18 protein-coding genes are annotated in these 20,266 nt (G+C 64.3%); 7 read left to right on the top strand and 11 right to left on the bottom strand.

The genetic code is table 11. The features are described 5' to 3' along the window. Positions 1 to 99: 99 nt before the first annotated feature. The 7 genes from ACUCV3_RS11925 to ACUCV3_RS11895 form a co-directional block, all read right to left on the bottom strand. Positions 100 to 1,599: a catalase gene (locus ACUCV3_RS11925; protein WP_037507341.1), complete on the bottom strand. Its 1,500-nt coding sequence runs from the start codon at positions 1,597 to 1,599 to the stop codon at positions 100 to 102. Positions 1,600 to 1,713: 114 nt separating this feature from the next. Next, a complete protein-coding gene (locus tag ACUCV3_RS11920; protein ID WP_279729418.1) occupies positions 1,714 to 3,186 on the bottom strand; it encodes an FGGY family carbohydrate kinase in 1,473 nt (490 codons plus the stop codon). Continuing rightward, positions 3,183 to 4,691 (bottom strand): glycerol-3-phosphate dehydrogenase, encoded by a 1,509-nt coding sequence (locus tag ACUCV3_RS11915; RefSeq protein ID WP_279729416.1) that lies wholly within the window; start codon positions 4,689 to 4,691, stop codon positions 3,183 to 3,185. The genes ACUCV3_RS11920 and ACUCV3_RS11915 overlap by 4 nt, the downstream gene beginning before the upstream one ends. Positions 4,692 to 4,834: 143 nt before the next feature. After that, positions 4,835 to 5,440, bottom strand: coding sequence for a hypothetical protein (locus tag ACUCV3_RS11910; RefSeq protein ID WP_279729414.1), 606 nt, complete (start codon positions 5,438 to 5,440; stop codon positions 4,835 to 4,837). 143 nt (positions 5,441 to 5,583) lie between these two features. After that, positions 5,584 to 5,955 (bottom strand): ATP-dependent Clp protease adapter ClpS, encoded by a 372-nt coding sequence (gene clpS, locus ACUCV3_RS11905; protein WP_004209974.1) that lies wholly within the window; start codon positions 5,953 to 5,955, stop codon positions 5,584 to 5,586. 177 nt (positions 5,956 to 6,132) lie between these two features. Next, positions 6,133 to 6,996, bottom strand: a complete 864-nt coding sequence (locus ACUCV3_RS11900; protein WP_279729412.1) for a phasin family protein — start codon at positions 6,994 to 6,996, stop codon at positions 6,133 to 6,135. Between the two features lie 141 nt (positions 6,997 to 7,137). Further along, a complete protein-coding gene (locus ACUCV3_RS11895; RefSeq protein WP_037518608.1) occupies positions 7,138 to 8,877 on the bottom strand; it encodes a PHA/PHB synthase family protein in 1,740 nt (579 codons plus the stop codon). A gap of 143 nt (positions 8,878 to 9,020) precedes the next feature. Between ACUCV3_RS11895 and ACUCV3_RS11890 the strand changes: the two genes are divergently transcribed. The 3 genes from ACUCV3_RS11890 to ACUCV3_RS11880 all read left to right on the top strand — a co-directional run bounded on the left by ACUCV3_RS11890 (position 9,021) and on the right by ACUCV3_RS11880 (position 11,395). After that, positions 9,021 to 10,232: an LL-diaminopimelate aminotransferase gene (locus ACUCV3_RS11890; protein WP_004209971.1), complete on the top strand. Its 1,212-nt coding sequence runs from the start codon at positions 9,021 to 9,023 to the stop codon at positions 10,230 to 10,232. 138 nt (positions 10,233 to 10,370) lie between these two features. After that, the gene (locus ACUCV3_RS11885; RefSeq protein WP_037507334.1) at positions 10,371 to 10,847 is read left to right on the top strand and encodes a DUF2721 domain-containing protein; all 477 of its coding nucleotides are present in this window, start codon (positions 10,371 to 10,373) and stop codon (positions 10,845 to 10,847) included. Continuing rightward, the gene (locus ACUCV3_RS11880) at positions 10,844 to 11,395 is read left to right on the top strand and encodes a (2Fe-2S)-binding protein (RefSeq protein WP_270092070.1); all 552 of its coding nucleotides are present in this window, start codon (positions 10,844 to 10,846) and stop codon (positions 11,393 to 11,395) included. The genes ACUCV3_RS11885 and ACUCV3_RS11880 overlap by 4 nt, the downstream gene beginning before the upstream one ends. 9 nt (positions 11,396 to 11,404) lie before the next feature. On the opposite strand, the gene ACUCV3_RS11875 is transcribed toward ACUCV3_RS11880, so the two are convergent. From ACUCV3_RS11875 to ACUCV3_RS11865, 3 genes are all read right to left on the bottom strand, one after another. Then, on the bottom strand, positions 11,405 to 12,214 hold the full coding sequence (locus ACUCV3_RS11875) for a DODA-type extradiol aromatic ring-opening family dioxygenase (protein WP_279729403.1): 810 nt from the start codon (positions 12,212 to 12,214) through the stop codon (positions 11,405 to 11,407). Between the two features lie 65 nt (positions 12,215 to 12,279). Further along, positions 12,280 to 14,844, bottom strand: a complete 2,565-nt coding sequence (locus ACUCV3_RS11870) for an HWE histidine kinase domain-containing protein (protein ID WP_279729401.1) — start codon at positions 14,842 to 14,844, stop codon at positions 12,280 to 12,282. Further along, complete coding sequence (locus tag ACUCV3_RS11865) at positions 14,837 to 15,322, bottom strand: biliverdin-producing heme oxygenase (protein ID WP_279729454.1); 486 nt, start codon at positions 15,320 to 15,322, stop codon at positions 14,837 to 14,839. Before ACUCV3_RS11865 ends, ACUCV3_RS11870 begins: the two co-directional genes overlap by 8 nt. 313 nt (positions 15,323 to 15,635) lie before the next feature. Between ACUCV3_RS11865 and ACUCV3_RS11860 the strand changes: the two genes are divergently transcribed. The 3 genes from ACUCV3_RS11860 (at position 15,636) to ACUCV3_RS11850 (ending at position 17,984) form a co-directional block, all read left to right on the top strand. Further along, positions 15,636 to 16,562, top strand: a complete 927-nt coding sequence (locus tag ACUCV3_RS11860; RefSeq protein WP_432215164.1) for an RcnB family protein — start codon at positions 15,636 to 15,638, stop codon at positions 16,560 to 16,562. A gap of 100 nt (positions 16,563 to 16,662) precedes the next feature. Further along, entirely contained in the window at positions 16,663 to 17,340 is a 678-nt protein-coding gene (locus ACUCV3_RS11855; RefSeq protein WP_017499101.1) for a 2OG-Fe(II) oxygenase, read from the top strand. Between the two features lie 173 nt (positions 17,341 to 17,513). Next, entirely contained in the window at positions 17,514 to 17,984 is a 471-nt protein-coding gene (locus ACUCV3_RS11850) for an RcnB family protein (RefSeq protein WP_279729396.1), read from the top strand. 184 nt (positions 17,985 to 18,168) lie between these two features. Here ACUCV3_RS11850 and ACUCV3_RS11845 read toward each other — a convergent pair whose 3' ends face one another. After that, a complete protein-coding gene (locus tag ACUCV3_RS11845; RefSeq protein ID WP_279729602.1) occupies positions 18,169 to 19,761 on the bottom strand; it encodes a lysine--tRNA ligase in 1,593 nt (530 codons plus the stop codon). Between the two features lie 131 nt (positions 19,762 to 19,892). Between ACUCV3_RS11845 and ACUCV3_RS11840 the strand changes: the two genes are divergently transcribed. Then, positions 19,893 to 20,264 (top strand): PilZ domain-containing protein, encoded by a 372-nt coding sequence (locus ACUCV3_RS11840; protein WP_010336853.1) that lies wholly within the window; start codon positions 19,893 to 19,895, stop codon positions 20,262 to 20,264. Positions 20,265 to 20,266: the final 2 nt, after the last annotated feature.

The raw sequence follows: 20,266 nt of genomic DNA, 5'->3' as shown, positions 1-20,266 counted from the left end.
ATATATATTCCTATGCCGCCGACTATTTCACAGCGAATAGATAAAAACAGGCCCCGGTGATCATCACCGCGGCCTGTTTTTACAATATTACAAGTCTATTCAACTGGATGCGTCAGCCAACAGCGCATCGGTCGGGGCCGAAATCGACGGATTGCGATCCTTGATCGTGGCCCGCGCCTGGCGCACGCCGGCGCCATAGTCGGGATGGACCTGATCGAAGAGCTTGCACTGGCGCTCCTCGATCTCGTCCGGGATATCGCCCATGGCGGCGGCGATATTGGCGAAGAGGCGCGCCTTCTGCGCATCGTCGAACAGGTTGAACAGCGCACGCGGCTGGCCGAAATCATCATTGCCTTCGCGATGATTATAGCGATCGGCATCGCCCGAAATCTTCAGCGGCGGCTCCAGGAAGCGCTGATCCTCGACCGGCCCGCCAAAGCTGTTGGGCTCATAATAGGCGGCCGGGTTCGGATTGTTCGGGAAGAAGCGCATCGCCCCATCCTTGTGATAATGATGCACCGGACATTTGGGGGCGTTGACCGGTAGCGCTTCATAATGGGTGCCGATCCGGTGGCGGTGCGCGTCTGCATAGGAAAAGATGCGTGCCTGGAGCATCTTGTCGGGCGAGAAGCCGATGCCCGGCACGATGTTGGACGGCGAGAATGCGGCCTGCTCGATCTCCGCGAAATAATTGTCGGCGTTGCGGTTCAACTCCAGCACGCCGACGTCGATCGGCGGATAATCGGCATGCGGCCAGACCTTTGTGAGGTCGAACGGATTATAGGGCGTCTTGTCCGCATCCAGTTCCGGCATGATCTGGACCTGCATCTTCCATTTGGGGAAGTCGCCCTTCTCGATCGCCTCGAACAGATCCTCCTGCGTGGATTCGCGGGTGCGGCCGACGACATCCGCCGCTTCCTCGTTGGTCCAGTGGCGATGGCCCTGCATCGTCTTGAAGTGGAACTTCACCCAGAAACGCTCACCGGCGTCGTTGATGAAGCTGAAAGTGTGGCTGCCATAGCCGTTGATATGGCGCACATCGGTCGGCAGGCCGCGATCCGACATCAGGATCGTCACCTGGTGCAGCGATTCGGGGCTCAAGGACCAGAAGTCCCACATCGCCGTGGGCGAGCGCAAATTGGTGCGCGGATGGCGCTTCTGCGTGTGGATGAAATCGGGGAATTTCAGCGGATCGCGCACGAAGAAGACCGGCGTGTTGTTGCCGACCAGATCCCAATTGCCTTCGGGCGTGTAGAATTTCATCGCAAAGCCGCGCACGTCGCGCTCGGCATCGGCGGCGCCCAATTCGCCTGCCACGGTCGAGAAGCGCAGGATCATCGGCGTCTGCGCGCCCGGCTGGAGCGCCTTTGCCTTGGTATATTTGGAAATGTCGCCAGTGATCGTCAGCGTGCCATAGGCGCCCCAGCCCTTGGCATGGACGACGCGTTCGGGGATGCGTTCGCGATTCTGGTGCGCCAGCTTCTCGAGCAGCTGATAATCCTGGAGCAGCAGCGGTCCGCGCGGACCTGCGCTCAGACTGTTCTGGTTATCGGCAATCGGCGCACCCGCGCTCGTCGTCATCACTGGCTTATCGACCATGTCGTCCTCCTCAGCTTTGGATGAGAACAGGCTAAGGCCCCGCGAAGTTTCAGAAAAACTGATTAAATCGGATTGGGTGATCGATTTTTACGGTTAATCTGAAGATCGCCCGAGTCAGGAGGTCAGCGCCCGATCGCGCAGGCGGTGCCATGCCGACAGTCGCGCATCGCGCGGCTGCGGCAGCATTGCCGGATCAAATCGAGTCGTCTTTCCTGCCATCGTCGCGGCCTCGTCCAGGGAGCGGAACAATCCAGCCCCCAGCCCTGCCAGCATGGCCGCACCCAGCGCCGTGGTTTCCACATCCGCCGGACGATCCACACTGACATCGAGCATATCAGCGATATCCTGGGCGATCCAGTCATTGGCGCTCATGCCGCCGTCGATCCGCAGCTGGCGCCAGGGCGCGCCATCAGCGGCGAAGGCGGTGGCGAGGTCGGACAATTGATGCGAGAGGGATTCGAGCGCAGCGCGGACGATGTGCGCACGGGTCGATCCCTGGGTGAGGCCGGCGATGACGCCGTTCACATCGGGCCGCCAGTACGGCGCACCCAGCCCTGCCAGCGCCGGCAGCATCAGCACGCCGCCGCTGTCGGGCACGGAACGGGCCAGCGCCTCCGTCTCCGCCGCCGATCCGATCAGGCCGAGCTGATCGCGCAGCCATTTGATGAGATTGCCGGCGATGAAGATCGATCCTTCCAGAGCGTAAATGCGCTGGTCGCCGATCCGGTAGAGCAGGGTGCCGAGCAAGCGATGGCGCGAGGCCGGCATCTGCGCGCCCATATTGGCGAGGATGAAGGCGCCGGTGCCCAGGGTCGCCTTGGCATCGCCCGGCGTCAGGCAGGCCTGACCGATGCTGGCCGCCTGCTGATCGCCGGCCAGTCCGCGGATCGGGATGGCGCCGCCGAACAGCTCTGCCAGCGTCTCGCCAAAGGCGCCGGCATTGTCGACGATTTCGGGCAGTGCGACGCGGGGCACGCCGAACAGGTCGCACAAGGCCGGATCCCAATCGGTGCCGTCGAGCGCCACCAGCTGGGTGCGGCTGGCATTGCTGGCGTCGCTGACATGCAGGCCACCGGTCAGTTTCCATACCAGCCAGCTTTCGATCGTGCCGAGCGCCAGCCTATCCCCCGCCTCTGCCACGGCCGGCACATGGTCGATCAGCCAGCGCATCTTGCTGGCGGAAAAATAGGGATCGACGACGAGGCCGGTGCGCTGTTGCAGCATCGCTTCATGGCCGGCCTCACGCAACGTCGTGCATTGCGCCGTCGTGCGCCGATCCTGCCAGACGATGGCGGGCGCCAGCGGTTCGCCGGTGCGCCGGTCCCAGGCAACCACCGTCTCGCGCTGGTTGGTGATGCCGATGGCCGCGATCCGGTCGGCGCCACCCGCCCGATCCACCATCTGGCGGGCGCAATCGCGCGTGCGGGTCCAGATTTCGGCGGCGTCATGCTCGACCCAGCCGGGCCGTGGATAATATTGGGTCAGTTCCGCCTGCGCCATCGCGATGCGGCGGCCGTCGGGGGCATAGAGCATCGCGCGGGTCGAGGTGGTCCCTTCGTCCAGCACCAGCAGATAGCGGTCGGTCATGCCCTCTCCTCAAGCCAGGCATCGAGCGCGGCCAGTTGCGCGGCGTCGAAGCGCAGGCCCAATTTGGTCCGGCGCCAGAGAATATCCTCGCTGGTCTGTGCCCATTCGCGCGCGCGCAGGTAGCAGAGCTCCGCTTCGGTCAGGCCATGGCCGAAATCCCGGCCCAGGTCCGACCAGTCGCGCGCCGCGCCCAGCCAGTCGCGGGCGCGAGTGCCATAGGCGCAGCCGATCCGCTCGGCAGTGTCGAGATCAAGGAAAGGATAGTCGCCCGCCAGCGCGGCGACGAGATCAGCCAGGCCGGTCATCGGGAAATCGCCGCCGGGGAGCGGCGCGTCCGCCGTCCAGTCATCGCCTGCGAGCGAAGGCAGGAGCGCCTTCAGCAGGGCGATCGCCTCCGCCGCGAGATTGCGATAGGTGGTGATCTTGCCGCCATAGATGCTGAGCAGCGGCGGCGCGCCCTCCTCCCGATCGAGGTCGAGATGATAGCCGCGCGTCGCCGATTCCGGCCGGGCCGATCCATCGTCGATCAGCGGCCGGACGCCGGCAAAGGACCAGACGACATCGGCGGGGCTGATCGACCGGGCGAAATAGCGGTTCGCACCCTCGCACAGATAGGCGATTTCCTCGGCACTGGCCGCGATCGGATCGACGCCGTCCTGATGATCGCGGTCGGTTGTGCCGATCAGCGTGTAGAGATGCTGATAGGGGATGGCGAAGAAGATGCGGCCGTCGGGCAACTGGAAGAAATAGGCCATGCCATGGTCGAACAGGCGCGGCACGACGATATGCGACCCGCGCACCAGCCGGATGAGCCGGTCGGCGCGGCGATCGGCGCGGTCCAGCAGGTCGAGCACGGCGGGACCGGTGGCATTGACCACGACCCGCGCATGGAAGGTCTGCGCCTGCCCGGCCGCATCGCGCGCATGGATGCGCCAATGATCGCCGGCCTGTTCCAGCCGCAGCACCTGCGTGCGGGGGCGGATATCGGCGCCATGATCGGCGGCGTCGCGGGCATTGAGGATGACCAGCCGGGCGTCGTCGACCCAGCCGTCCGAATAGACATAAGCTGGGCCGAACCCCGCCCGCAGCGGCGCGCCGGCGACATGCTGGCGCAGGTCGATCGCCTCCGTCGCCGGCAGGGCGCGGCGGCCACCGATATGATCGTAGAGGAAGAGGCCGAGGCGCAGCAGCCAGCGCGGCCGCAGCCCCTGGACCCAGGGCAGGACGAAGCGCATCGGCTGGATGATGTGCGGCGCGATGCGCCACAGCCTTTCCCGTTCAGCCAGGGATTCGCGGACCAGACCGAAGGCGCGATGTTCCAGATAGCGCAGCCCGCCATGGATGAGCTTGGTCGAGGCCGAGGAAGTGCCCTGTGCCAGGTCGCCCCGTTCGAGCAGCAACACGCTGGCACCCCGCCCCGCCGCATCGCGCGCAATGCCACACCCGTTCACCCCGCCGCCGATCACGGCAAGGTCGTGGATGAAAGGGGCCATCTCCTGCGTCACGCCGCCGTTCTAGCGGCAAAATGCTGCCCCCGATATTAACGAAGGCAAGATCGTGAAAATTCATCCGGCCAGCGCCACGCACGATAGCCCATGGTGCCGGCCGGATGTCTGCGAGCCCCCACGCTCGTCAGAAGGGCATGTCGTCAGGCGAGGCTGTCGACCACCAGGCCGCTATTGCTGCTGCTCGTGGCGCTGCTGGTCGACCCGTAGAGCGACTGGCTGAGGCTGGAGCGGAGATTTTCGAGGAAGGCGATGATCGAATCCAGCTGATCGGTGGCGCTGGTCGCACTCGTCTCGCTGGTGCTGCTGTCGTCATCGCTGCTATCCTCGGCCGGGCGCGGCGGCGGCGGACCGCGCATGCCCTGCGGCCCCTGCATCCCGTCCATGGCGGCCAGGCCGTCGATGCTCATGCCGTCTTCGCCATCGGACGACGCCCCCGCGCCGCCCGGTCCCTGGGCAAAGAGGCTTTGCAACTGCGCCGCCTGATCCTCGGTCAGGGTGCCGGCCGATACCTGGTCATCGATCAGGGAATCGATCCGGTCCTTCATGGAAGACGGATCGAGCCGTGAACTGCCCGAACTTGCGGAGGTGCTGAGCGCGGAGTCGATGGAATCGAGCGCGGTTTCGAGCGCGTCGCCATCCGTTTCCGAGATGGAACCGGCCTCCACCGCGGCGTCGATGCGATTGGTCATCGACATGCGCGGCGATGGCGGCATGGTCATGCTGTTGTAACTGCTGATAGTCGTCATGCTGGAAGTCCCCACTTCGTTTAGCGGGACCATTCATGCCGAATAAGTCTGAAAAAACATTGTATTTCAATCATGTAATTGATTGAAATAGAGGCGCTACACTGACCAAGGAAAGGTTAAGCGCGCGCCCTTACCCGATGATATCAGGCCTTTTCCAGCGTGCATTGCAGCGGATGCTGGTTCTGCCGGGCAAAATCCATCACCTGGTTCACCTTGGTCTCGGCCACTTCATAGCTGAAGATGCCGCACACGCCGACGCCGCGCTGATGGACGTGCAGCATCACCCGCGTCGCTTCCTCCATATCCATGCGGAAGAAATGCTGGAGGACATGCACGACGAACTCCATCGGGGTGTAATCGTCGTTCAGCATCAGCACCTTGTAGAGCGACGGCTTCTTGGTGCGGGTGCGGGTACGCGTGGCGACGCCGATGTTCGGGTCATTGTCGCCCGTATCGTCCTGATCCGGACCGGCCCTGAAGGGCGCGCCTGCCGATGCGTTGAAGAGATGGTTCATGATGCAGAAGAATATGGCGATTTGTCCTGCCAAGGCAAGGGGGCCGACCGCATGCCATCGCTGCGTAACCACGTTTCCCCGGCGAGAAAAAAGGCGGTGCTCCGGTCGGAGCATCGCCCTTGTTCGTCATCCCGGCCGGATATCGGCCCGGAAATTCGGCTGTAAAATCAGCCCGCCTCAGGCGGCGAGCGACTTCACCTTGTCGGTGACCAGGGTCACGCGCGCGGTCAGCGGCTGGCTGATGTCGCCGGCCAGCTTCATGAAGGCTTCGCTGCTCTTGGCGGCTTCCTTGGTGAACTCGTCGAAGCTGCTCGACAGGAACTGGCTCTGCAGCTGGAAGAATTCGGTCGGGGTCTTGGCGGTCGAGAAGCTCTTGATCGAGGCGGTCGCCTTCTCGAAGCTCTTGCGGCTGTAGTCGACGGCTTCCTGGCCCAGCGTCTCGAAGCCCTTGGCCGCGATCTTGCCCGATTCCACCAGCGCTTCGACATTGCCCTTGGCGATGTCGCTCAGCTCTTCCATCGCCTTGGTCGACTTTTCGACACCGGCCTTCGCCTTTTCGTTCAGGTCGGCATAGGCCGTTTCCATCTTGGCCTTGGTATCTTCGGCGAACTTCTTACCGGTTTCGAGGATATCGTTCATGATCAATGTTCCTTCCGTGGCAGGCAGCGTCTTCGCTTTGGTCTTCGGGGCGGACACAGGCTCCGGAGCCACTACCGCCTCAACATCTTCAACAATCGGTTCGGGTGCGGCATCCACCGCCGTCGTCGCCGCGACCACCGCCACCGGATCGGCAACGGGTGCCGGTTCCGCAGCAGGGGCTTTAGCAGCAGCGACCGGCGCCGGCTTCTTCGCTACCGGCTTGGGCGCGGACGCCTTCACAGGAGCAGCCTTGGCGACGGGTTTGCGCGGGGCAGGCTTTTTGGGCGCGGGCTTTTCACCCAGGGCGGACTCAGCCGCCTTGAGTGCCTCACTGGCAGACAAGGTTGCGGAACCGCTTTTCGCGACCGGCTTGGCACGCGCAGACTTAGGGGTAACGGCCATCGACCATCCTCCGTTTGTTGCACTGCACAATAAGCCTTATCCCAAAGGATTACAAGGCCCATTGTGCAGTGCAACAAATCAGACATATTGATGTTTCGGCACTGATCAGCGGCCAATGGGGAATGGCTGAAATCCGCGCCTCTAACGGGCTTTTACGTAGCGTCCGGGCGCATCTTCTATTGCCCGAAGCTTGCCGCCGCCCGGCTTGCGCGCGCCGCGGACAGCCACTTCGCGCGAATCGATGCCGCGCAGCCATTCGGCCCAGTCGGGCCACCAACTGCCCTTGGTCTCGCGCGCAGCCGCAACAAAATCATCCAGCGTCGGCTGCGGCGCGTCGGCGGTCCAATATTGATATTTCTGTGCGACCGGCGGGTTGATGACGCCGGCGATATGGCCCGAGCCTGCCAGCAGGAAGCGTACCGGCCCGGCGAGATGCTCGGTCAGTTTCCACACGCTTTCGAGCGGGGCGATATGATCCTCCTTACCGGCTTGGACATAGGCGGGGGTGTGGATCTGCGTCAGGTCGATCGGCGTGCCCGCGACGCTGATCGCGCCGGGCACCACCAGCATATTGTCGCGATAGAGCTGGGTCAAATAGTCGCGATGCCAGCGCGCCGGCAGGTTGGTCGTGTCGCCATTCCAGTAGAGTAGGTCGAAGGGCGGATAGTCCATGCCGAGCAGGTAGTTGTTGACGACATAGTTCCAGATGAGGTCGCGCCCGCGCAGCAGGTTGAAGGTCGCCGCCATGTAGCGCCCGTCGAGGAAGCCGCTGGAGGAGAGACGGTCGACCAGCTTCATCTGCTCGTCATCGACGAACAGGGTAAGATCGCCGGCCGCACTGAAATCCACTTGCGCCGTGAAGAAGGTCGCGCTCGCCACCTTGTCCGCTTCGCCCCGCGCGGCCAGCAAGGCCAGCGTGGCGGCCAGCGTCGTACCCGCCACGCAATAGCCGATGGTGTGGACGCTGGGCACGTTCAGCAGGTCGCGCACCGTGTCGATCGCGTCGACCTGGCCGCTGAGGATATAATCGTCCCAGACCATGTCCTTCATCGAGGCGTCGGCCGATTTCCACGAAACGAGGAAGACGCTGATCCCCTGGTCCACCGCCCATTTGACGAAGCTCTTCTCCGGCGAGAGATCGAGAATGTAGAAACGGTTGATCCAGGGCGGGAAGATGATCAGCGGCGTCGCCAGCACCCTGGGCGTCGAGGGCGCATAATGGATCAGCTGGTAGAGCGGGGTTTCGTGAACCACCTTGCCCGGCGTCGCGGCGATGTTGCGCCCCAGTTCGAACTGGGTGCCGTCGGTATGGGTGAGCTGGCCCTTCTCCATGTCGGCCAGCATATGCTGGAGGCCCTTCACCAGATTCTCGCCGCCGCTCTGGATCGTCTTTTCCACGACCGTCGGATTCATCAGCGGAAAGTTGGACGGTGCCATCGCGTCGAGCATGCCGGTGGTGGCAAAACGCAGCTTGGCCTTCGCCTTGGGATCGACGCCGTCGACCGCATCGGCCAAGTTCATCAGATAGTCGGAGATCAGCAGATAGCTTTGCCGGATCAGGTCGTAGAAGGGATGGGTCGTCCAGGCGGGATCGGCAAAGCGCCGGTCCTTGCGCGCGGCCGGACTGTCGGCGGGCGGCGGATCGGGCTGGTCGCGCAGCAGGCCGCCGGAATCGAGAAAGCGCTGCCACAGCGCCAGTCCTTCATCAGCAAAGCTGGTCTGGATGCGGGCGACGGTTTCGGGATCGAAGGGCAGCACCCGGCCGGTCGCGCCCGCAGCCTGCTCCAGCATCAATTGCTGCGCGCGGCCCAGCACCTGGGTCCATTTCTGCATCTCCGCCAGGGTCGGGAGATGGGGCTCCAGGACATCCTGCGTTTCCATGGCCACCTTCCTCCTCCTGGCATTGCCGATATCAGCCGCTTTCACTGGCGCGCCGCAGCCTGGCGGGTTATAGCCAGATTGTGACACGCCGAATGCGTGCCACGCACTATTCCTTACCGAGAGCTTTCAGGAAAGCCCCTATAATGTCCGAAGAATTCTACCGCATGAAGCGCCTGCCGCCCTATGTCATCGCCGAAGTGAACGCGATGCGAGCCGCAGCCCGCGCCGCGGGAGAGGACATTATCGACCTGGGCATGGGCAATCCCGACCTGCCGCCGCCCGATCATGTCATCGCCAAGCTGGTCGAAGTTGCCAGCAAGCCGGACGCCCATGGCTATTCCCAGTCCAAGGGGATTCCGGGCCTCCGCAAGGCCCAGGCCAATTATTATGGCCGCCGCTTTGGCGTCGATGTCGACCCGGAAACCGAAGTCGTCGTGACCATGGGGTCGAAGGAAGGGCTGGCCAGCCTCGCCACCGCGATCACCGCGCCGGGCGACGTGGTGCTGGCGCCCAACCCCAGCTACCCGATCCACATGTTCGGCTTCATCATCGCAGGGGCCACCATCCGATCGGTGCCGACGACGCCGGACGAGAATTATTTCCGCGCGCTCGACCGCGCCATGGCCTTCACCGTGCCGCGCCCGTCGATCCTGGTGGTCAATTATCCGTCCAACCCGACCGCCGAGACGGTGGACCTGGCCTTTTACGAACGGCTCGTCGCCTGGGCGAAGGAGAACAAGGTCTGGGTGCTGAGCGACCTCGCTTATTCCGAGCTTTATTATGACGGCAATCCGACGCCTTCCATCCTGCAGGTGCCGGGCGCCAAGGATGTCGCGATCGAGTTCACGTCCCTGTCCAAGACCTATTCGATGGCCGGCTGGCGCATCGGCTTTGCGGTCGGCAACAAGCAGTTGATCGCGGCGATGAGCCGGGTGAAATCCTATCTGGACTATGGCGCCTTCACGCCGATCCAGGCGGCCGCCTGCGCCGCGCTCAACGGCCCGCAGGACATCGTCGCCAAGAATCGCGAACTCTATCACAAGCGCCGCGACGTGATGGTCGAGAGCTTCTCGCGCGCTGGCTGGGACATTCCCGCGCCACGCGCGTCGATGTTCGCCTGGGCGCCGCTGCCGCCCGCGCTCAAGGACATGGGGAGCCTGGAATTTTCCAAGCAGCTGCTGACCCATGCCAAGGTCGCGGTCGCGCCGGGCGTGGGCTATGGCGAGGATGGCGAAGGCTATGTCCGCATCGCCATGGTCGAGAATGAGCAACGGCTCCGCCAGGCGGCGCGCAACATCAAGCAGTATCTCAAGTCGATGGGCGTCAACACGCCCTCGTCGAAGGGCGCTGCCTGACCTTCACGCGCCTTGCGCGCCCGAAACATGACCATGATCGCCGTCGGACATTGGTTTGTCCGGCGGCGTTTGCTTTAGGCCCCCTTGCCCCTTGGCCCGCGATCAAGGATAGAAGCGAGGGATGAGAGGACCAAGTCGATGATCCCCCTTCCGCAGGTCAGCCAGGTCGCCCAGACGATTCAGCTGGCGCTTGCCCCCGTCTTCCTGCTCGCCGGTATCGGTGCGTTCCTGAACGTCTGCGTCAGCCGGCTGGCTCGCATCATCGATCGCGCCCGCGCAGTCGAGGAATGGGTGCTGAGCACGCGTGGCAAGGAACATGACCGGATGGTGAGCGAGATCCGTGTGCTCGACCGGCGCATGAGCGTGGTCAATGGCGCGATCTTCCTGTCGGTGGCGTCGGCCTGCGCGGTCTGTCTGGTCGTCATCCTGCTGTTCGCGGGCAATCTGTTCAACGCCCATCTCGGCACGCCGGTCGCGATCCTGTTCAGCCTGGCGATGGTGCTGCAGGCCGCCGCGTTCGGCACCTTCATCCAGGAAATCCGCCTGGCGTCGCGTACCATCCATATCCGCAACGAGGTGCTCTACCACAAGGTGGAGGAGGAAGAGGCGGCATGACGCGCTTCACCGTCAACGACCGGCCGGTGCAATATCGGATGGATCCGGAAACGCCTTTGCTGTGGGCGCTGCGCGACGCGTCGAACCTGACGGGGACCAAATATGGCTGCGGCACGGGCGATTGCGGCGCCTGTACCGTGGATATCGATGGTGAGGCGGTGCGGTCCTGTCAGGTCACGATCGGCAAGACCGAGGGCCGGTTCGTGACGACGATCGAGGCGCTGTCGCCCGATCGCGGCCATCCGCTGCAACAGGCGTTCGCGGCCGAGAATGTCTCCCAATGCGGTTACTGCATGTCCGGCATCATCATGGCGGCGTCGGTATTGCTGCGGCGGACCAACGACCCGAGCGATGCGGAGATCGATGCGGCGATCACCAATATCTGTCGCTGCGGCGTCTATCCCCGGCTGCGCGGCGCGATCAAGCGTGCTGGCCGGATCATGCGCGGCGAGGATCAGGCCGGCGACAATCCGATCCAGGCCGCACCGCCGCCCGGCATCACGCCGGACGAGGCGGTGCGCACCGTGCCGGCGCTGCGCAAGCCGTAAATATCGGCCTTAACCGAAGCGATAGCCGGAAACCGTCCAGCCCAGCACCGTGCTGCGATGGGCACAGATGGCGGCGTCCTCGCCGCCCGCCCCCAGCGCCACCATCAGCGGCAGCAGATGCTCTTCGCGCGGATGGGCGAAACGGGCGTGGGGCAGATGATCCCAGGCGGCCACACGCGCCGCGCGGCGAGCCGGATCGGGATCGGTCACCGCATCGCGCAGCGCATCGTCCCACTCAAGCGAAGGTGCCGTCGCCATCGCGCCGCGCACGCGCAGATTGTGGAAGCTCATGCCCGATCCGACGATCAGCACACCTTCATCGCGCAGCGGTGCCAGCGCGCGGCCGGCGGCGATATGGGCGGCCGGATCGAGATCGCGGCGCAGCGACAATTGGGCGACCGGAATGTCGGCATCGGGCAGCGCGACCTTCATCGGGATGAAGACACCATGGTCCCAGCCCCGTTCGGATTCGCGCGCTGTGGGAAAGCCGGCCTGTTCCAGCAGTTCGGCCGCGCGATCGGCAAGCGCGGGCGCGCTCGGCGCGTCCCAGCGGAGCTGATAAGTATGCGGCGGGAAGCCGAAATAGTCGAACAGCAAGGGCGGCTGGCTACCGTCATGGACAGTGAATCCGGGCGTTTCCCAATGGCCAGACACCAGCAGGATTGCGCGCGGCCGTTCCGGCAGGTCGGCGATCAGGCCGGCGAGATAATCCTGCATCGGCTGCCACATGGCGTCGCTATGCGGGTGCTGGGGATCGGCGGGGTCCATGAAGAAGCAGGGACCACCGCCATGGGGGATGAACAAGGCTGGCTGTTTCATGCCCGCCTAGATCGGACGTCGGCGCCGCCCGCGCAACGCGCCAGGCGGAAACCGACTGTTTCCCGTCAGCCCCTGGCCAGCATCGGGGCGATCGCCTGCGCCAGGGTCGCACCCGAATAGGGTTTCTTGAGCAGGATGACGTCGCTGAATCGATCCGGCAGGTCGAGCCCGTCGCCATAGCCGGTGGCGAAGAGGAAGGGCACGCCGCGTTCCGCCAACATGTCCGCGATCGGCAGGCTGGTTTCATTGCCGAGATTGAAGTCCAGCACGGCAAGGTCGACCGGATTGAGCGTGATCGCCTCATGCGCGCGGCCGATGCTGGCGGCGGTGACCACCTGCGCGCCGAGGTCGCGCAGCGCATCCTCGCCATCCATGGCGATGATCATATTATCCTCGACCAGCAATATCTGCCGGCCCTTGAGCAGATGCGGCGAGGGAGCGGGCGCCGGCTTGGCGCGATCGGTCCCGGCCACGTCGGGCAGGATCGAGGCGACATGGGCGGACGGAATGCAGAAACGCGCTTCCAGCCCCGCCAGCCGATAATTGACCTCCGCCCGGCCATCCAGATCATAGGGAATGGAACGCTCGATCACGGTCGAGCCGAAGCCCCGGCGCGAGGGCGCGACGACGGCCGGGCCGCCGCTTTCCAGCCAGTGGAGCAGCAGGCTGCCCTCGGCATCGACATGCCAGTCGATCGCCACCGATCCATTGTCCGACAGCGCGCCATATTTGGCGGCATTGGTCAGCAGTTCGTGGATGACGAGCGCCAGCACGGTGAAGGCGGCGGGGGTCAGCAGCACATTGGGACCGGTGAGCTTCACCCGGTCACGTCGGTCGCCGAGATAGGCGCCAGCCTCCACCTCGATCAGGTCATAGAGACGCGCGGGCGCCCAGCGATCAGCGGTGATCTGGTCATGGGCGCGGGCCAGCGCATGGACGCGGCTTTCCAGCGTGCCGATGAACTGGTCGACCGACATGGCGCTGTCGCGGGTCTGGGAAATCAGGCCACGGATCAGCGCGAGGATGTTGCGGACACGGTGGTTGAGTTCCGCGATCAGCAATTCCTGCTTCTCATGCGCGCGTTGCCGTTCCTCGTCAGCGGAATCGGACAGGCGCAGGATGACTTCCAGCAGCGCCGTGCGCAGCGCTTCGGCGACGCGCAGTTCGGCTGGCATGAAGGCGACGGCCGTGCCCTTCACCAGTTCCGACCATTCCTCGAAACTCTTGCGCGGGGTCAGGCGCGGGCCGTTGGGGCCATATTCGATATGCTTGTCCTGCTTGCCGGCCCAACGGACCGAGCGCAGCTGTTCGGCGCGGAACAGCACGACATAGTCGCGCGGCCGGCGCGAGATCGGAATGGCGAGCAAGCCGGCGGCGCGATCGGCATGGGCCAGCGCTTCCGGCATGATGCGGGCGATGCTGTCGGTGGTATAGACCTGGCTGGCGGCGGTGCGGTTGAGCATCGACACGATCGCGGCGAAGGACGGCTCGTCCGGGGTCAGGCCCGACAGGGTCATCTGCCCGTCGATATAGATGCCCACGCCATCGGCGGGAATCGTGTCGAAGATGATGTCGCCCAGCCAGCGGGCGTTGGACATCAGGTCATGATCCTGCGCGACGGCGGAGAGCAGCCGGTCGGCGACCTGACGGGCCTTGCCCTCATAGCTCGCCGTTTCCGCCCGCTCGCGGCCTTCCAGCATCATCGAGAAGATCTGGCCGAACAGTTCGGCGGCGCTGCGCTGCGCGAAGCTGGGCAGGCGCGGCGCATAATGGTGGCAGGCGAACAGGCCCCACAGCTTGCCATCAACGATGATCGAGATGGAGAGCGAAGCCCCCACCCCCATGTTGCGCAGATATTCGATATGGATCGGCGACACCGCGCGGGTGACGCACAGCGACATGTCGAGCGCGGCCCCGGCGGGATCGAGGGTCGGGATGACCAGCACCGGCGGCGCGTTGATATCCGCGATCACCCGGAAGATGTTGCGCATGTAGAGCGCCCGCGCCTGCGCCGGGATGTCGGAGGCCGGATAATGCAGGCCGAAGAAACTGTCGATGCCGGGACGCAGCGCCTCCGCCACCACCTCGCCATCGCCATTGTCGGCAAAGCGATAGACCATCACCCGGTCGAAGCCGGTGAGCGCCCGGACCTGGCGCGCGCCATCGCGCAGGAAGGCGGTCATGCTGTCCGCCTGCGCCAGCCGCGCGACCATCGAGCGGACCATGGAACTGGCCTCCATCTCGTCGGGCACGGCGGGTTCCGCCTCGATCACCACCAGTTGGCCGGAGAAATGGACGGCCACGTCGAAGGGCGCACCGCCCTCCACCAGCGGCAGCGAGAAGACCCGCTCCACCGAATCGGGGCCGCGCAACAGGGTGATGCGGTTGCGCAGCGTGTGGATCGCATCGGCGGTGAAGAGCGCGCTGATCGGCTGGCCCAGCATCTGGTCGGGCGCCAGGCCGATATGGTCGGCGCTATTGGTCGAGACGCGCGATACCAGCCAGTCGGCCGTCAGGGCGACAAGAAAGCCGAACGGCTGGACCGTGCCAAGCACATGGATCGGCTCGCGATCGCAATTATTGATGTCGACGGTAAAGCCCTGCACGTCCGGGCTGGTCACATCAGTCACAGGCGACCTCCCGTTCGGCGCGCGCGCCGGCTTCGAACAGGGTGAAGGCCGTCCGGGCGCCGGCGATCGCATCGTCCAGCCAGGCTGCATCGCCCTCAGCCGCGGCGTCGTCCAGTTGCTGCTGGAAGGCGACCCAGCCGCCCTTGCCGTGAACGGCGGACAGATAGGCGCGGGGCAGATCCTGCGCGACCTGGCGCGCAAGCATCGCGCCGCCCAGGCGCGATCCTTCGAGCGCATAAAGCAGGCCCCAACGAAAGCCGTCGCCGCCCGTGGACGGCATAGGCAACGGAGCAGGCATGGCATCGCCCAGCGTCGCCAGATCCTGCGCCATCAGTGAGAGGCGCGGCGAATCGGGCTGTGCGGCCGGTTCGAGTGTGGCCAGCGCGCGGGCATGGGCGCGCAGGAAGGCACGATAATCTGGCGCGGAAGCGAGCGAAAAATGGGAAAACAGGTCATCGACCCGTTGATGGCTCTCCATCGTCGCGGCGCGCAGGGCCTGTCTTATGCGGCCGGCATCGGCGGTTCTTATCACCCGTTGGTCCTAATGGTTGTTTGTCGGCACTGCACTGATCTGGATCAGCTTTGCGCCGAACAGCCCATTTACCGGGCTTTTCCGATGCAAGATGGTGGGATGGATGGAATGATCGAGATTGTCCATTGTTACGGGACAGAATCTTTCAAATCGCTGACAGAAGAGTTCAGCATCGCGACATCGCCATCCGCGTAGAGATGCGGCATGAAGGGAACAGATGGTTCCCGCACGAGGAATCGGAACGATGCTGAGGAAATGGATGCTGGCCGGCCTGATGGGTGCGACGCTGCTGGGCGGCGTGGCACCGGCCTATGCCCAGCGTGGCGACAATGGCGGCGGTCCGCGCGGCGAGCGTGGCGCAGGCAATCCCGGAAACCGGGGCGGCGACATGCGCGGGCCCCAGGGCGGCACCCGCTGGCAGGGTGGCGGTGATCGCGGCAATGGCAATGCTGGCGGACGTCCGCAAATGGCGGTGCCCGCACAGCGCTGGCAAGGCGGCCCCGAGCGGGTAAGCCGGCCGGACCAGCGGCCCGATCAGCGCGCTGATCGCCCGAATGGCAATTGGCAGCGTCCCGGCAATCCGAACCCCGGCATGCAGCCGACCGATCGTCCCGATGGGCGCGGCGATGGGCGCAGGGTAGACGCGCGGCCGGATAGTCGCGCCGACTGGAATCGGCAGGTCTGGGACCGCGATCGCAACGGGAACGACCGGGATCGCAACGGTCGTGACTGGAATGACCGCAATCGCGACGGCCGCCCCGACGATCGGCGCTGGAGCGACAATGACCGGCGCGGCGATCGCCCCGGCTATCCGGGCAACTGGAACAATGATGGCCGCCGCTATGACGATCGCACCCGTTGGGCCGACCAGCGCCGCTGGGACAATGGCTGGCGCCAGGATCGGCGTTATGACTGGTATGGCTATCGCAGCCGCTATGGCGACCGTTACCGCATGGGCCGCTATTATGCGCCGTCGGGCTGGAATTATGGCTATCGCAGCTTCTCGATCGGCGTGTTCCTGTCGGGTCCGCTCTATGGCAGCAATTACTGGCTGAACGATCCCTATTATTACCGCCTGCCGCCCGCCTACGGCACGATGCGCTGGATCCGCTATTATGACGATGCGCTGCTGGTCGATATCCGCGACGGCTATGTCGTCGACGTGATCCGCAACTTCTTCTGGTGACAGCCTCCTGAACTGGCCTTCAGGACACTGGGTCCGGTGCGACACCGCACCGGACCCTTTTTCATTGCGTGGCGCCGGCCGGAAATGGCAGGGAGGCGGCATGAACGAGATAGTGGATGATGGCGGCACCGCGTCGCCCGCCCGCGCCGCGATCGGCGATCGGGTGCGCGAGAAACTGAACCGCAACCCGCTGGTCAGCCGCATCGACAGCCCCCATCTGGAAATCTATGGGCGGCAGGATTTCCTGGGCGCCGAAGAATGCGCGGTGATGCGCGCGATCATCGACGCCGGCGCCCAGCCATCGACTTTGTTCACCGGGCGGGAAAATGCCGATTATCGCACCAGCCACAGCTGCAATCTCGACCGGGAAGACCCGCTGGTCCATGCGATCAGCGCCCGCATCTGTGCGATGACCGGGCTGGAGCCCGACCATGGCGAGACATTGCAGGGGCAGCGTTACACCCAAGGCCAGGAATATAAGGTCCATTGCGACTATTTCCCGGTCAATGCCAGCTATTGGCCCGAGATGCGCAAGACCGGCGGCCAGCGTAACTGGACGGCGATGATCTATCTGTCGCCGGTCGAGGGCGGGGGCGAGACCCATTTTCCACGCTGCGAATTCATGGTGCCGCCGATCGAGGGGATGATCCTGATCTGGAACAACCTGAAGCCCGACGGCGCGCCCAACCCCTATAGCCTGCACGCCGCCCGGCCGGTGGCGCAGGGCACCAAATATGTCGTCACCAAATGGTTTCGCGAACGCCCCTGGGTTCGCTGACCCAAAACGTCGCGCGCCATTACACTTTGCGACATAAATGACTGGTTCCTGACAGCGCCGTTCCCGGACGGTTCAGCGAATCCACTCCATATTCAACATGTTGGTAAGGGAACCTGCCCCGCTTGAAGCGGTTGGAAGCGTCCCCGAGCCTCCAGATTGATGGGAGTAGAAATATGCGCAAGATCATCATCCTTGGCCTTCTTGCGGCCACCGTCGTCCCCAGCGTCGCTTCCGCCCAGTCCTATGGCGAAGCCCGCCGCAGCGAGCAGCGGCTGCGCGAAGACCAGCGCGACCTGCGCGCGGCCCAGCGCTATGGCGATCGCCGCGATGTGAAGGAAGCCCGTCGCGACGTCCGCGACTCCCGCCAGGAAGCGCGCGAAGACTGGCAGGATTATCGCCGCAGCCATCGCGACGTCTATCGCGGCGGCAACTGGAATGCGCCCTTCCGCTATTCGCGCTGGAATGCCGGCGCCCAGCTTCGCCCGGCTTATTATAGCTCGCGCTATTATATCGCCGATCCCTATCGCTATCGCCTGCCGCGCCCGGCCGCCAATCAGCGCTGGGTCCGCCACTATAATGACGTGATGCTGGTGAATGTGCGCACCGGCCGGGTGATGACCGTCCATCGCGGCTTCTTCTGGTAAGCCGATCGAAACAGGAAAGGCCCCGGACAGCGATGTCCGGGGCCTTTCTTTACCCCCTTGGCCGCGCCCCCCGTTTCCGGGCTGGCGCGGCCGATGCCGTGCCAGGCACGCCATCAGTCCGAAAGGGGGGTGGACCGTTCGCGAAACGCCCTGCGCGCGCGATGGTTCCCGCGCTTCGTTCCGATCAGGCGGCGAGTGCCTGCGCAATCAGCTTGCGGCTGTTGTCGATGCCGTAGAGCGCGATGAAGCTGCCCATGCGCGGCCCTTGATCGGCGCCCAGCAGCGTCTGGTAGAGCGCCTTGAACCAGTCGCGCAGTTCGGCGAAGCCAAAGGCTTCATCCTTGCCGATGGCATAGACGATATTCTGGATATCCTCCGCGCTGGCATCGGCCGGCAAGGCGGCCAGTTCTTCGTCCAGCTGACGCAGTGCGGCCGCTTCATTGGCGTGCGGCGCGCGGCGCTGGAGCGTCGGCGCGACGAAATCGCGATGATAGGCGAGCGCATGGCCGATAAGCGCGTCCAGTTCCGGATAGGTTTCCGCGCTGGCGCCGGGGACATAATTCTGCAGATAGCTCCACACCTGCTCACGACTGGCATCGCCCATCACGCCGACCAGATTAAGCAACAGGCCGAAGGTTACCGGCAGCTCGCCCTGCGGCAGCTTGCCATCATGGATATGATGGACCGGGTTGCCCAGCTGCTGCTCGATCGCCTGCTTGGGATAATTGCCGCGGAACTGCCAATATTCGTCAACCGCGCGCGGGATCACGCCCATGTGCAGTTGCTTGGCCTTCTTGGGCTCGCGATAGGCGTAGAAGGCCAGGCTTTCCTGCGGGCCATAGGTCAGCCACTGCTCTAGGCTGAGGCCATTGCCCTTGGATTTGGAGATCTTCTCGCCCTTTTCGTCGAGGAACATCTCGTAGTTGAAGCCCTCGGGTGGGCGGCCGCCGAGCGCGCGACAGATCTTCGACGACTGGGTGACCGAATCTATCAGATCCTTGCCCGCCATTTCATAGTCGACGCCCAGCGCATACCAGCGCATCGCCCAGTCGACCTTCCATTGCAGCTTGGCACCGCCGCCCAGGATCGACTGTTCGATCGTCTCGCCCCCAGGAACGGAAGTGTCCACGAAGCGAACGATACCAGCCTCGGCATCGACCACCTCGACCGGAACCTGCAGCACGATGCCGCTCTTGGGGCTGATCGGCAGCACCGGCGAATAGGTCGCCTGCCGTTCCTTGCGCAGGGTCGGCAGCATGATGTCCATGATCGCCTGATAACGGCGCAGCACCTGGCGCAGCGCTTCGTCGAAGGCGCCGGCCTGATAGCGTTCGGTGGCCGAGACAAATTCATACTCAAAGCCGAAGCTGTCGAGAAATTCGCGCAGCATCGCGTTATTGTGATGCGCGAAGCTTTCATATTTTTCGAACGGATCGGGCACCTGAGTCAGCGGCTTGCCCAGATAGTCGGCCAGCATCGCCTGGTTCGGCACATTGTCCGGTACCTTGCGGAAGCCGTCCAGATCGTCGCTGAACGCCACCAGCCGGGTCGGGATGTCCGACAGCGCGTGGAAGGCGTTGCGGACCATGGTGGTGCGCAGCACTTCGTTGAAGGTGCCGATATGCGGCAGGCCCGACGGGCCATAGCCGGTCTCGAACAGGATATGGCCTTTCTCCGGCGCGCCATTGGGGTAACGCTTGAGAAGCTTGCGCGCCTCCTCATAGGGCCAGGCCTTGGACGCGTTCGCGGCGGTGCGGAGAATGTCGGATATGGTCATGATGCCAAAGCCCCTACCGCCGCGGGGGCCGAAAGGGAACGGCTTTTGGAGGCAAAAACGCGTTAAACCGGGCTTCATATTTAGATTTTGTTCACCCTGTTCCTCCATGGTCTGGTCATATGGAGGCTCCCATGCAGACACCCCGCAGCCGCGAACGGATTCCCGTCGACATCGCGATCACCATCACGACCGTGCTCGACAGCCTGGAAGGGACGATCGTCGATCTGAGCGCGGGCGGCGCGCAGGTCGTCGGCTGTTCGCTGCCGACCGGAAGCCAGTGTCAGCTGGATATTGACGGCTATAGCGTGTTCGGCACGGTGCGCTGGTCGGAAGAGGACCGGATGGGCATCCGTTTCCCCTATATCCTGACCGAAGGGCCGTTGTTCGAGCAGCTGGAAATGGCGCGCCTGGCCCGCCGCGCGCCGGTGGCGTTCCAGCCCCGACCGGCAGCGCCCGCCTTCGTCTATTCCGGCCCCATGGGTTTTGGCCGCCGGACCAGTTGATC

Source organism: Sphingobium sp. VMM (assembly GCF_056790315.1).
This window is presented reverse-complemented; position numbering and strand designations above follow the sequence as displayed.

What these genes read in the sequence shown, in the direction of transcription:
- ACUCV3_RS11925 (WP_037507341.1), bottom strand. Translation starts at nt 1,599, where the DNA reads ATGGTCGATAAGCCAGTGATGACGACGAGCGCGGGTGCGCCGATTGCC.
- ACUCV3_RS11920 (WP_279729418.1), bottom strand. Translation starts at nt 3,186, where the DNA reads ATGACCGACCGCTATCTGCTGGTGCTGGACGAAGGGACCACCTCGACC.
- ACUCV3_RS11910 (WP_279729414.1), bottom strand. Translation starts at nt 5,440, where the DNA reads ATGACGACTATCAGCAGTTACAACAGCATGACCATGCCGCCATCGCCG.
- clpS (WP_004209974.1), bottom strand. Translation starts at nt 5,955, where the DNA reads ATGAACCATCTCTTCAACGCATCGGCAGGCGCGCCCTTCAGGGCCGGT.
- ACUCV3_RS11900 (WP_279729412.1), bottom strand. Translation starts at nt 6,996, where the DNA reads ATGGCCGTTACCCCTAAGTCTGCGCGTGCCAAGCCGGTCGCGAAAAGC.
- ACUCV3_RS11895 (WP_037518608.1), bottom strand. Translation starts at nt 8,877, where the DNA reads ATGGAAACGCAGGATGTCCTGGAGCCCCATCTCCCGACCCTGGCGGAG.
- ACUCV3_RS11890 (WP_004209971.1), top strand. Translation starts at nt 9,021, where the DNA reads ATGTCCGAAGAATTCTACCGCATGAAGCGCCTGCCGCCCTATGTCATC.
- ACUCV3_RS11885 (WP_037507334.1), top strand. Translation starts at nt 10,371, where the DNA reads ATGATCCCCCTTCCGCAGGTCAGCCAGGTCGCCCAGACGATTCAGCTG.
- ACUCV3_RS11880 (WP_270092070.1), top strand. Translation starts at nt 10,844, where the DNA reads ATGACGCGCTTCACCGTCAACGACCGGCCGGTGCAATATCGGATGGAT.
- ACUCV3_RS11875 (WP_279729403.1), bottom strand. Translation starts at nt 12,214, where the DNA reads ATGAAACAGCCAGCCTTGTTCATCCCCCATGGCGGTGGTCCCTGCTTC.
- ACUCV3_RS11865 (WP_279729454.1), bottom strand. Translation starts at nt 15,322, where the DNA reads ATGGAGAGCCATCAACGGGTCGATGACCTGTTTTCCCATTTTTCGCTC.
- ACUCV3_RS11860 (WP_432215164.1), top strand. Translation starts at nt 15,636, where the DNA reads ATGCTGGCCGGCCTGATGGGTGCGACGCTGCTGGGCGGCGTGGCACCG.
- ACUCV3_RS11855 (WP_017499101.1), top strand. Translation starts at nt 16,663, where the DNA reads ATGAACGAGATAGTGGATGATGGCGGCACCGCGTCGCCCGCCCGCGCC.
- ACUCV3_RS11850 (WP_279729396.1), top strand. Translation starts at nt 17,514, where the DNA reads ATGCGCAAGATCATCATCCTTGGCCTTCTTGCGGCCACCGTCGTCCCC.
- ACUCV3_RS11845 (WP_279729602.1), bottom strand. Translation starts at nt 19,761, where the DNA reads ATGACCATATCCGACATTCTCCGCACCGCCGCGAACGCGTCCAAGGCC.
- ACUCV3_RS11840 (WP_010336853.1), top strand. Translation starts at nt 19,893, where the DNA reads ATGCAGACACCCCGCAGCCGCGAACGGATTCCCGTCGACATCGCGATC.